11 protein-coding genes are annotated in these 11,482 nt (G+C 43.9%); 8 read left to right on the top strand and 3 right to left on the bottom strand.

Annotated features, from left to right (window positions below; genetic code table 11):
* Window positions 1–391 precede the first annotated feature (391 nt).
* Together RYL27_RS03170 and RYL27_RS03165 are read right to left on the bottom strand one after the other, a co-directional pair.
* The gene (locus RYL27_RS03170; RefSeq protein WP_314345718.1) at window positions 392–1,246 is read right to left on the bottom strand and encodes an Mrp/NBP35 family ATP-binding protein; all 855 of its coding nucleotides are present in this window, start codon (window positions 1,244–1,246) and stop codon (window positions 392–394) included.
* A 14-nt stretch (window positions 1,247–1,260) separates the two neighbouring features.
* Window positions 1,261–2,157 (bottom strand): LysR family transcriptional regulator, encoded by an 897-nt coding sequence (locus RYL27_RS03165; RefSeq protein ID WP_183684492.1) that lies wholly within the window; start codon window positions 2,155–2,157, stop codon window positions 1,261–1,263.
* Window positions 2,158–2,319: 162 nt separating this feature from the next.
* Between RYL27_RS03165 and leuC the strand changes: the two genes are divergently transcribed.
* The gene (leuC, locus tag RYL27_RS03160) at window positions 2,320–3,585 is read left to right on the top strand and encodes a 3-isopropylmalate dehydratase large subunit (RefSeq protein WP_314345714.1); all 1,266 of its coding nucleotides are present in this window, start codon (window positions 2,320–2,322) and stop codon (window positions 3,583–3,585) included.
* A gap of 9 nt (window positions 3,586–3,594) precedes the next feature.
* Entirely contained in the window at window positions 3,595–4,107 is a 513-nt protein-coding gene (locus RYL27_RS03155) for a 3-isopropylmalate dehydratase small subunit (protein WP_314345710.1), read from the top strand.
* On the opposite strand, the gene RYL27_RS03150 is transcribed toward RYL27_RS03155, so the two are convergent.
* On the bottom strand, window positions 4,081–5,247 hold the full coding sequence (locus tag RYL27_RS03150; protein ID WP_314345709.1) for a ribonuclease H-like domain-containing protein: 1,167 nt from the start codon (window positions 5,245–5,247) through the stop codon (window positions 4,081–4,083). The two genes, RYL27_RS03155 and RYL27_RS03150, sit on opposite strands and share 27 nt — an antisense overlap.
* A 264-nt stretch (window positions 5,248–5,511) precedes the next feature.
* Here RYL27_RS03150 and RYL27_RS03145 point away from each other — a divergent pair, with 264 nt between their 5' ends.
* The 6 genes from RYL27_RS03145 (at window position 5,512) to ruvB (ending at window position 11,474) form a co-directional block, all read left to right on the top strand.
* Window positions 5,512–6,873, top strand: coding sequence for an efflux RND transporter periplasmic adaptor subunit (locus RYL27_RS03145; protein WP_314965175.1), 1,362 nt, complete (start codon window positions 5,512–5,514; stop codon window positions 6,871–6,873).
* Between the two features lie 4 nt (window positions 6,874–6,877).
* The gene (locus RYL27_RS03140; protein WP_314965173.1) at window positions 6,878–7,636 is read left to right on the top strand and encodes an ABC transporter ATP-binding protein; all 759 of its coding nucleotides are present in this window, start codon (window positions 6,878–6,880) and stop codon (window positions 7,634–7,636) included.
* Window positions 7,626–8,852 (top strand): ABC transporter permease, encoded by a 1,227-nt coding sequence (locus tag RYL27_RS03135; RefSeq protein WP_314669427.1) that lies wholly within the window; start codon window positions 7,626–7,628, stop codon window positions 8,850–8,852. The genes RYL27_RS03140 and RYL27_RS03135 overlap by 11 nt, the downstream gene beginning before the upstream one ends.
* 170 nt (window positions 8,853–9,022) lie before the next feature.
* On the top strand, window positions 9,023–9,700 hold the full coding sequence (locus RYL27_RS03130) for a nitroreductase family protein (RefSeq protein ID WP_314965171.1): 678 nt from the start codon (window positions 9,023–9,025) through the stop codon (window positions 9,698–9,700).
* A gap of 169 nt (window positions 9,701–9,869) precedes the next feature.
* A complete protein-coding gene (gene ruvA, locus RYL27_RS03125; RefSeq protein ID WP_314965170.1) occupies window positions 9,870–10,469 on the top strand; it encodes a Holliday junction branch migration protein RuvA in 600 nt (199 codons plus the stop codon).
* A 9-nt stretch (window positions 10,470–10,478) separates the two neighbouring features.
* Window positions 10,479–11,474 (top strand): Holliday junction branch migration DNA helicase RuvB, encoded by a 996-nt coding sequence (gene ruvB, locus RYL27_RS03120; RefSeq protein ID WP_183684499.1) that lies wholly within the window; start codon window positions 10,479–10,481, stop codon window positions 11,472–11,474.
* Window positions 11,475–11,482 lie beyond the last annotated feature (8 nt).

Raw genomic sequence — 11,482 nt, 5'->3', positions numbered from 1 at the left:
TGTTCTTCACTTCGTCGGATTCCTGCAAGTATAGGTGCAGACTACCCTGATTTTCAGACCTATATTGCCGAAAATTTCTTTATTATCTTGATTTTTTGCTTTCCCTTTTTTGCTTCAATGAGGAATGTTTCGCTCTATACCCTTTGAAATAAGGGGCAATCTGAGCCCGTCAGTTCTTAGCTTTTGTTTTTTAAAAGCTTAGAACTGCTACAAGGCCGGACTTTTCATTAGAAAAGTCGGCCTGTACAAGACCAACTTCCGAAGGAATTTGCTTTGCGAAGCAAAGTGAGCAGTAGATATCAAATCTACTGCTCAGTCAAGGCGAGGTTAGCGAGAGCGTGCCCCTGTTTCAAAGGGTATAGGAGCGAAAGAATAGCAATATTGAAGCTTATCACTCCAAAATCTCCTTCAACACCTCTACTGCATGAGCCAGTGTCTTACTGGTATCAATGGCTTCCACGGCACCGGCGTCCATATAGGCGGCATTGCCCGGTTCAATGGGAAGCTTTGCCAGAAGCTCCAGTCCTTCTTTTTCAGCCAGCTCTTCAATATGGCTTTCTCCAAAGACGGAGATTTTCTCCTCGCAGTGGGGACACTGGAGGTAGGACATATTTTCAATGATTCCCAGGATAGGAATATTCATCTTTTCCGCCATCCGGACTGCCTTCTGCACAATCATGGAAACCAAGTCCTGGGGGGAGGTGACAATCACGATTCCCGCCACCGGCATGGATTGAAATACGGTTAAGGGGACGTCTCCGGTTCCGGGGGGCATATCTACGAAGAGATAATCAATATCCTTCCATTCTACCTCCTGCCAGAACTGCTTTACCGCATTGGCAATCATGGAGCCTCTCCAGATTACGGGATCGGTTTCATTTTCCAAAAGCAGATTGGTGGAAATGATTTCCACGCCTCCTGCACTTTTCTCCGGCACCATGGACTTTCCGTCGCTGCTTAACGCTACGCCGTCGTGAGCCAGTCCGAAAGCCTTAGGAATGGAAGGCCCGGTAATATCCGCATCTAAAATTCCTACATGGTAGCCTGCCTTATTCATTGCGGAAGCAAGTAAGGAGCAAACGGTGGATTTTCCCACACCGCCCTTTCCGGATACGATGCCGATTACCTTCTTTACGGAGGAACCGGGGGCTAAGGGTAACTTCTGAATTCCCGCACTTTTACTTGGGCAGCCGGATGAGCAGCTGCTACAGTTGGAGTTGCAGGAAGATGGATTTTGTTCTGCCATAATATTTCCTTTCTCTATACCTTTTCCTTCTTCAGGAAAGCCACAAAGCTCTCTAAGGAAGGAGAGTTGTTCTTGCTGTTATACAGAAAAGCAATTCTTCGCTTTTCTATAGGCTGGGGAAGTTTTATTTCCACCAACTGTCCATTTTTTAGATCCTCCTCCACAAAATCTCGAATTACCCAGGCAATACCGATGCCGATTTTGGCTGAGTCAATCAGAAGATCCATGGTGTTTAATTCCATAATCTGGGGGCAGTAGATTTGATTCTCCTTCAGATAATTCTCAATATGATGCCGGGAGAGATTTTGCTCCTCCAAAAGCATAACATTGGCATCCTGAAATAAGGAAAAGGCTTCTCCCCGAATGTTTTTCAGATTACGCAAATATTGAGGAGCTGCCACCAGAATATCCTCCACTTCCCGCTCCATCAGAATTTCCTGATTGATACCAAGCTTTTTCGGAAGAGCGGCTAAAGCCAGATCAATCTGATGATCTTCTAAAAGATGGAGGGTTTTTCCGCTATCCTGATTCTTCAAGCTGATACGAATATTGGGGTACTCCTTCATAAAAGCCTTCAGATAGGGAAGAAGAATAAAACGGCAAAGGGTGCTGCTGGCACCGATATCCAGATGACCGATATGAAAGTCCTTCATTTTCTGAAGGGTTTCTTCCGCCTCTTGAATATGAGCAAAGGCATCCTTAATATACTGAAATAAAACCTTTCCCTCATCGGTTAAGCTGACGCCCCGGGAATTTCTTTTAAATAGCTTGATTTCTAAACTATCCTCTAAGCGAACGATAGTTTTGGAAATCGCCGGCTGGGAAATATAGAGCTGTTCTGCGGCCTTGGAAATGTTTCCGCTTTTGGCCACTTCATAAAATATCCGATAGGTGGATAGGTTCTGTTCCATGTTTATCCTTTCTTTTTTGAGATAACTTAAGGGAATAATAAGTATCTAAAAAATGTATTTTAATTATAGCAGTAGCTTTGTTACACTGTAAAGAAGAATGCAATTCTGCTTTTATAAAATACATAGGAGCAGGCGGTTTAGCTAGGAAGTAAGGAGATTTCCATGGGAATGACGATGAGTCAGAAGATTTTGGCCAAGCATGCAGGCTTAGAGGAAGTACAGGCAGGACAATTAATTTTAGCCAAGGTGGATTTGGTACACGGAAATGATATCACCACTCCGGTGGCAATTCGTGAGCTGGATAAGATTCACGGAGAGGGAGTATTTGACAAGGAGAAGGTAGTCTTTGTTATGGATCACTTTGTGCCTAATAAGGATATTACCTCTGCCAAATGTACACAGATTTGCAGAAACTTTGCTAAGGAGCATGGACTGAAGCACTACTATGATGTAGGAAACATGGGGATTGAGCATGCCTTGATTCCGGAGCAGGGCCTGATTACAGCGGGGGAGCTGTCCATCGGTGCGGACTCCCATACCTGTACCTATGGTGCATTGGGCGCTTTTTCCACCGGCGTGGGTTCTACGGATATGGCGGCGGCTATGGCTACAGGAGAGCTTTGGTTCAAGGTGCCCACCGCTATTAAGGTGGTATTAAAGGGCAAATTGCAAAAGCATGTTAGTGGAAAGGACTTGATTCTGCATTTGATCGGTATGATTGGTGTGGATGGAGCTCTCTATGAGTCCATTGAGTTTACCGGAGAGGGTGTGGCTTCTCTTTCTATGGACGATCGCTTTGCCATCTGTAATATGGCCATCGAAGCCGGTGGAAAGAACGGCATTTTCCCTGTGGATGAGAAGACTCTGGAATATATAAAGGCTCATTCCAATAAGGAATATCATATCTATGAGGCAGATGAGGATGCGGAGTATGACAGAGTCATTGAGATTGACCTTTCTACCCTTAAGTCCACGGTGGCCTTTCCCCATTTACCGGAAAATACCCATGAAATCGGCAGCTTTGAGAAAATCAGCATTGATCAAGCGGTTATCGGTTCCTGTACCAACGGCAGACTTTCCGATATCAAGGTGGCGGCTGAGATTGCCAGAGGAAGAAAGATTGCGGAAAATGTTCGTTGCATCGTGATTCCTGCCACCCAGAAGATTTATCTGGAGGCTATGGAGAAGGGCTATATTAAGGACTTGATTGAGGCGGGAGCTGTGGTAAGCACTCCGACCTGCGGTCCCTGCCTGGGAGGCTATATGGGAATCTTGGCGCCCAATGAGCGTTGTATTTCCACCACCAACAGAAATTTTGTGGGAAGAATGGGAGATGCCAGCTCGGAGATCTACCTTGCTTCTCCAGAGGTGGCTATGGCATCGGCGGTTTTGGGATATATTGCATCCCCATCGGATTTAGGACTATAGGAGGCTGTTATGGAAAAAGCTAAAGGTCATTGTGTGAAATATGGGGATAATGTGGATACGGACGTGATTATCCCGGCAAGATATCTGGCCATTCAGGATAAGGCGGAGCTGGCTACCCATGCCATGGAGGATATAGACCGGCATTTTCATGAGAAAATTAAAAAGGGAGACCTTTTGATTGCGGGAAAGAACTTTGGCTGTGGATCCTCCAGAGAGCATGCTCCTCAGGTCTTGAAGGATTCCGGTATCTCCTGTGTCATTGCGGAAAGCTTTGCCAGAATCTTCTTTAGAAATGCCTTGAATATCGGCTTGGCTATCGTGGAGGCTCCGGAAGCGGCGAAGGAGATTCAGGAAGGAGAGGAGCTGGAGGTGGATTTTACCGAAGGAAAGATTCATAACCTAAGCAGCGGAAAATCCTATACCATGGCGGTATTCCCTCCCTTCTTGCAGGAAATGATTGATAAGGGGGGCTTGATTGCCTCTGTTAATGAGAAGCTAGAAAAAATGCAGCAAAAAGCTTAAGAAATATTCCTCCATTAAGGAGTTGTTCATTAAAAGCTCCGGAGTGAAGGGAATATAGTTTTGCTTTTCCTTATATTCCTTTTGGAAAAGATTGGGAAAGCTATCGGAGAAGACAGGGAGAAAGAGCCCTGTCTTTTTTTGATAGGCGGTAGCAGCCTTTGCTCTTTGCTTTTCTTCTTTAGGATAAAGCTCAGAAAGGCTTCTGTGCAGTGCCATGTCTTTGGCGGGAATATAGTCATAGTCTTTAAAGTTTTTGAAAAAATACTTTGCTTCCCCGGAAAATAAGGGGATTTCCAAAACAGCCTCCCGGCCGGAGACTTCCAGCTGAAAGCCCTCAAAGTGATGGGAAATTGCTTTGGAAAAGAATGTGTTTTTCTCTGCTGTCGACTTGTGAGAATATTCTTGTGCTTCATCCCTAAAAGTATTTTCTTCCGTTTCGGAAGGGAAGGTCGACTTAGCAAAACGAAAACAGAGCCTTAGTTTATTTTCCTTCGATAGCAGTTCTGACTTTTCACGGCAATAGCTTCCCTTTCCTTGGAACAGCTCTTCGTAGGCAAAAAAGGAAAAAAGGGAAGGGAGATAAAGCAAATCTTCAAAGTTATGTTGCAATAGAAGAGCTTTTGCCTCCTCTGTAGGATGCTCCAGATATTCTAAATAGACATAGATCAGTTCACCACCGGTATAGATATCCTCTCTTTGAATCCCCAAAAAGCGTTCACATTCTTTGAGCTTATAGGAGGGGAGCTGATAGAATTTTCTCCTGCTTTGAATCATTTTAAAAAGGTCCAGCTGGGGAAGCCCTGTAATAGGACTTTTTAGGCCGTACTGGCTGTAGCTTTTTTCTAAAAAGGGGGTATCAAAGGCTTTCCCGTTAAAGCTGATAAACTGTGTCTTAGCGTTGCAATACTCTTGAAACTTCTGTAAGACTTCAATTTCTTCTGAAAGACTGTTAGCAAAGAGCTGGACAATCTCCATTTCCGAAGCTTTAAAAAGGAGCAATCCGATGCTATAAATCTGGGCACTTTTCGGACTAAGTCCGGTGGTTTCGATATCAAAAAATAAAATCTCTTCTTTATCAGGAAGAAAAGAGGGGAAAAAGAAATCTTTAGGATAGGGAAGTGCTTTTCTAATAATATCCATAGGGAGACTCCGATAAACATAGTATTCTTGTTTAACGAGATATCCCACGATTTGCGTAGGACACTCATTATGAATTATGAAGCATTTTTTTATTACTTAGTTTACTCCAAGGGAAGAAAAATAAAAACAAAAGGATAACAAAAATAAAAAAACAGTCTACTTTTTCACATTTCATTCATATTTATGAGGTTTAATTCTAAAGTATCGTAAAAGGCGAAGTAGGTTTATGAGAGAGCTATCGCATTTCATTTTAAAGGAGAAGAAATGGAAGAGAATCAACAGGGACAGGATGTTTCTCAGGAAATTAATAAACTGCTGGAAGCAAGCCCCAAAAAGAAGAAAAAGGGAAAGTTGAAATGGATTCTGATCGGAGTCCTTGTTTTAGTCGTATTATTTGTGGCTAAGAGCCTTCTTTTTCCCGCTAAGCCCATGGGAACCATGGTCAGTGTACAGGCTTTAACGAAGGGAGATGTACAGGAAAAGATCAGTCTCTCCGGACCTGTATCCGGTACGGATGCTCAGCAGGTCACTTCCGGCTTACATGCGAAAGTAACGGAAATCCTGGTGAAAGAGGGAGATAAGGTTGAGAAGGGGCAGGTTTTAGCACGCTTAGACAAAACAGATGTGAATACTGCGTTGGAAGCTGCCAAGACTCAGCTGGATTTGGCAAAGGCCAATAAAACCGAGGCAGAAAAAAATCTTCGTTTGGAATATGAGAAAAATCAAACAATCTTAAAAAATGCGGAATTGGATTTTCAGAGAAAATCCAGTCTCTACTCTACCGGAGATATTCCTCAGAGTGACTATGAGGCGGCGGAAAGCGCTTTAAAGGATGCCAAGGCCACTATGGCAAATTATAAGGTGGTTAAGGGGGCGGTACAGGTTCCGGACAGCTATGATTTACAGATCAAAACGGCGGAACAGGAGCTGGAGAAGGCGGAAAGTAAGGTTTCTGATGCGGATTTAATCTCCCCCATAGCCGGAACCATTACCAGAGTGAATATTAAAGTGGGAGAATTTGCAGATACCCCGACAGAAAATAAATATGACTTTACCGTAGAGAATCTGGATCAGCTGGAGCTCAGCATTGCGGTTTCCGAATACAATATCGGAAAGGTACATCTTGGTCAAAAAGCCACCATTACGGCGGATATTTTAGGCGGAGAATCTTTAGAAGGTGTGGTTTCTTCCATTTCCCCCACAGGAGAAGAGAAGAATGCCAACACCAGCGAAAGAGTTATTCCGATTAAGGTACAGATTACCGGAGATAAAAAGGGATTGCTTTCCGGTATTACCGCTAAGGCGGATTTACTCTTATCCGAAGCCAAGGATGTTTATGTGGTACCTATTTCTGCAGTGATGACCGGGGAAGACGGAAGCAATAAAATGGCCTTTGTTGTAAACGGAACCGTGCATTTTGTTCCGGTAACTACCGGAGTTACCAGTGATGTTTCCATGGAGGTAAAACCTGTGAAAGAGGATTCCGCATTTAAAGAGGGAAGCAATTATATTCTTTCTCCTGATGCCAGTCTTACAGAGGGAAGTCCGGTAACCGTAGATCCCAAAGCCCAAGGTTCAGAGTCCGTTAGTCCGGAAGAAGCCGGGGTTGTAGTACAGACAGGATAGAAAGATGGAAGATACTTTAATTGAATTACGCAATCTGGTGAAAATCTATGATACCGGTGCGGTGAAGGTATTGGGATTAAATCAGATTAATTTAAAAATTAAAAGAGGAGAGTTCGTAGCCATTATGGGACAGTCCGGCTCCGGAAAATCTACTCTAATGAATATCTTAGGCTGTTTGGATAAACCAAGTCTTGGCAATTACTTTCTGGACGGAGAAGATGTGGCAGCCATGGAGCCCAATACTTTGAATAAGGTAAGAAATCAAAAAATCGGCTTCGTGTTCCAGAGTTTTAATTTGATTAGTCGTATGAGCGCTTTGAAAAATGTGGAAATCCCCATGATTTACGCTCATATTCGTTCGCAAAAGCAAAGGTCGGAAAGAGCGGCCATGCTTTTGGAAAAAGTAGGCCTAGCCGGCAGAATCCATCATCAGCCCAATGAAATGTCCGGAGGACAAAGGCAGAGAGTGGCGATTGCCAGAGCCCTGGCCAATGAACCGCCTTTGATCTTGGCGGATGAGCCCACCGGAAACTTAGACACTGCCAGCTCCATTGAAATTATGGAAATGTTCTCTGCTCTTCATAAGGCAGGAGCTACCGTAGTGGTGGTTACCCATGAGGAGAATATTGCCGCCTATACGGATAGGATGCTTCGCTTTTCAGACGGAAAACTGATTTCCGATATCAAAAATGAGAATCCTACTCCGGTAAGAGATTTGACAATCTTCGAAGGAATGTACAGAGGAGGGAACCATGCTTCTTGAAAATATGAAAATGGCCTTAAGCTCTCTCCGAGCCAATAAGCTTCGTTCTATCCTTACCATGTTGGGAATTATTATAGGAATCGGTTCCGTAATCTCCATTGTTTCCATCGGAGATACCATGCGGAAAATGTTCTCCGACCTTTATAAAAATGCAGGTGTGACCCAGGCGGCCATTATGATTAACCCTTACATGGATCAGGAGGAAATTCGAGACAGTGATTTTTTTACCATGGATGATTTGGAGAAGGTGAAGGAAGTTTTTGGTGATCGGCTGGATTATATTGATAATATGTCCAGCGGATCCTTAGACATTAAGAATGGATTGAATCGTTTAAAAACCAATGTTGAGGGAGTGGATACGGCTTATCAAAAGCTTCAGCCGGTGCAGATTTTAAATGGACGGTATATCTCCAAAAGCGATGTGGCGGAAAGAAGAGCGGTGATTATGATTTCCGAGAGTACAGCCATGAAGCTCTATGGTACTGTGAATGTCACCGGAAAAAGCTTTCGTTCAGATCTTCTGGGAGAGAATCGGGAATTCAGTATTATCGGGGTATATAGAAAGGATATCAGTCCTATTCAAAAACTCTTAATGGGTTCTGATGATAAGAACGGAGAAGGAATTGTGCCCTGGACTCTGCTTTCCCCACAGTCCAGTACTTTTTCCGTTATTCGATACTACGGAAAAACCGGAATGTCCGACCTGGAGATGAAACAGCTGAATACTGAATTGAAAGCATATTTTTCTAAGGCAAAAAACCGCCAGCCCTCCGATTGGTATATTTCCTCCATTCAGGATGAAATGAAACAGGTGGATGGGGTAATGGGTGGAATTTCCGCAGCTGTGGGCGGTATTGCCGCCATTTCTCTTTTGGTAGGCGGTATCGGTATTATGAATATCATGCTGGTTTCCGTTACGGAGAGAACCAGAGAGATCGGTATCAGAAAGGCTTTGGGAGCCAGTACGGGAGATATTTTGGTGCAGTTCTTAACGGAATCCGCTCTGTTATCCGCCCTGGGAGGCTTGATTGGGGTTTTGCTGGCCATGGGACTGGTTTCCTTGGGAGCTACCGCCTTCGGCTTATCCGTAGTGATTCGTCCGGGGATTATTCTGATTGCCGTGGTATTTTCCGCTATTGTAGGTATCTTTTTCGGTATTTATCCGGCCAATAAGGCGGCAAAGGAAGATCCTATTGTGGCCCTTAGATATGAATAAGGAATTAGGCACCCAAGCCATGGAAGAATCATGCATATGCTTCTTCCGGGGAAAGCCTTTCCGGAATAGCTTTTATTAAGAGCATTCCTTGATGAATCACTGGACAATAAGGCGAAAAAAGCTATACTAAAGATGAGTGATATTCCTATTTTCAGGAGAAATTTCGGATTATGGTAAAGGAGGTTATGATGACCCTTAGAGAAGCAATGGAAAAACGACATATGGTTCGTAAGTACAAGGATGAAGTAATTCCTCAGGATGTGGTGAAGGCTTTAGAGGAGCGGATTCAGGAATGCAATCAGAAGTATTCTCTGCATTTTTTCTTAAAAACTGAGGATGGAGCTGCATTTGCAGAATTAATCGATAAATTAATTACCAAAAATGCCAAGAACTACATCGTATTGGCAGGAGATGAAAAGGAAGGCGTGGAGGAGCGTGTTGGTTATGCCAGTGCAGACATTATGCTCTATGCCCAGACTCTAGGCTTAAATACCTGGTGGGTAGGTGCCAGCTTCAATAAGGAGGCTGTTGCTAAATTAAGCCCTGAGCATCCTGTTTATGGTGTGATTTCCCTCGGTTATGGAGAGACCCAGGGTACTCCTCATGCTTCCAAGGAAGATTTTGAGGTATGCAGCTATGAAGGAACTGTACCGGATTGGTTTAAGGAGGGTGTGGAGTATGCTTTGATGGCACCTACCGCCTATAATCGTCAGTCCTTCTATTTAAAGGGTAAGGGAAATGAAGTTCAGTTCACCTATAAAGAGGGCGAGTTCCAGGGAATTGATTCCGGTTTGGTAAAGTATCATTTTGAAGCGGCAGCCGGAAAAGAGAATTTCCACTGGGTTTAAGTTTGTAAATAAGACGTTTAGATTTTCGGCAAGTTAGGCCTGAAATTGGGGTATCCAAGTGTGCCCCCGGTTTCAGGTCTTTCTTTTCTTCACAAAAAGCCAAGCAATTTCCTTCCCTCCATTGAGAAAATCAGGCATCTATGCTAGACTATTGCGGATTGGAGAGATTATGATTCGATTTATACATGGCATTTTACGGGAAGTAAAAGAGGATATGTTGGTAATAGAAGCAGGAGGACTGGGATATGGGGTTCGCATTCCTGCTTCTGTTTTTGATAAAGCACCTAAGACGGGAGAGGAAATTCTTCTTCATACCTACTTTTCGGTTCGAGAGGATAGTCAGGAGCTTTTCGGCTTTTGGGAGGAAAGGGATAGGGATTTTTTCATCAAATTACTTTCTGTTTCCGGCATTGGCCCTAAGACTGCCCTGGGAATTTTATCCTGTATGAGTAGGGAGGAGTTGATTCTTGCGATTATCAGTAATGACAGTAAGAAGATTCAGAAGGCTCCGGGACTTGGAAAGAAGTCTGCGGAAAGATTGATTGTGGAGCTCCGGGATAAGGTGCCTAAGGAGGATATTACATTTTCCGGAGAAGAAGCTGTTGTGACGACTACGACTTCCGTAGCGGTGGAAGAAGCTGTGGAAGCTTTGGTCTCCCTGGGATATTCTGCAATAGAAGCAAAAAGATGGATTACAAAGATTCCGAATTATGAGGAAAAGTCCGCCGAAGATTTGCTTCGGCTTAGCCTGAAACAGTTTGCGTTGTAAGGGATTTTTATGGAAAGAAAACTGATACAAACAGAGGAGAGTAAGGAGGATTTATCTTTTGATCCTAAGATTCGACCTCAATTTTTGAAAGATTATATCGGACAGGAAAAGTTAAAGGAAACCCTGTCTATCTATATTGAAGCGGCTAAGAAAAGAAAGCAAAGTCTGGATCACTGCCTTTTTTACGGTCCTCCGGGATTAGGAAAGACTACGATTTCCAATATTATTGCCAATGAACTGGGCGTTCACTGTAAGATTACCTCCGGACCGGCTATAGAAAAACCGGGAGAAATTGCGGCGATTCTCAATAACCTTTCCGAAGGCGATGTACTCTTTGTGGATGAAATCCATAGACTGAATCGACAGGTGGAGGAAGTGCTTTACCCTGCTATGGAGGATTTTGCCATAGATGTACTGCTGGGAAAGGAAAGCAGCACCCGTTCCATTCGCCTGGACTTACCCCGTTTTACCTTAGTGGGAGCGACTACCAGAGCAGGACTTCTTTCCGCCCCTCTTCGGGATCGTTTCGGGATTATCGGGAAAATGGAGTTTTATAAAGAAGAGGAATTGGAGGAGATTGTCCTTCGAAGTGCCAAGGTACTATCCATTTCTATTGATAAAGGCGGAGCAAAAAGCATTGCCCTTCGTTCCAGAGGTACCCCAAGGCTTGCCAATCGTTTGCTAAAGAGGGTACGAGATTTTGCGGAAATCAAGTATAATGGTGTTATTCACAAGGAGGTGGCAGAGGATGCCTTGGACTTACTGGATGTGGATACCTTAGGCTTGGATACCTATGACAGACAGTATCTTTGGAACTTGATTGAGAAATTTTCCGGAGGACCGGTGGGGGTGGAGACTTTAGCCACCAGTCTGGGAGAAGATCGGGGAACCTTAGAGGATATGATAGAACCCTATTTGATTTTACAAGGTCTGATAGACAGAACCCCCAGGGGAAGGATTGCAACTAAACACGCGTATCAACATTTAGGACTGAGTGAAGCATAGGAAAAGGT

It is taken from the genome of Oribacterium sinus (assembly GCF_963537195.1).
Classification (GTDB): Bacteria; Bacillota; Clostridia; order Lachnospirales; family Lachnospiraceae; genus Oribacterium; species Oribacterium sinus_A.
The sequence above is the reverse complement of the archived record's forward strand: the minus strand, read 5'-3'. Positions and strand labels throughout refer to the sequence as shown.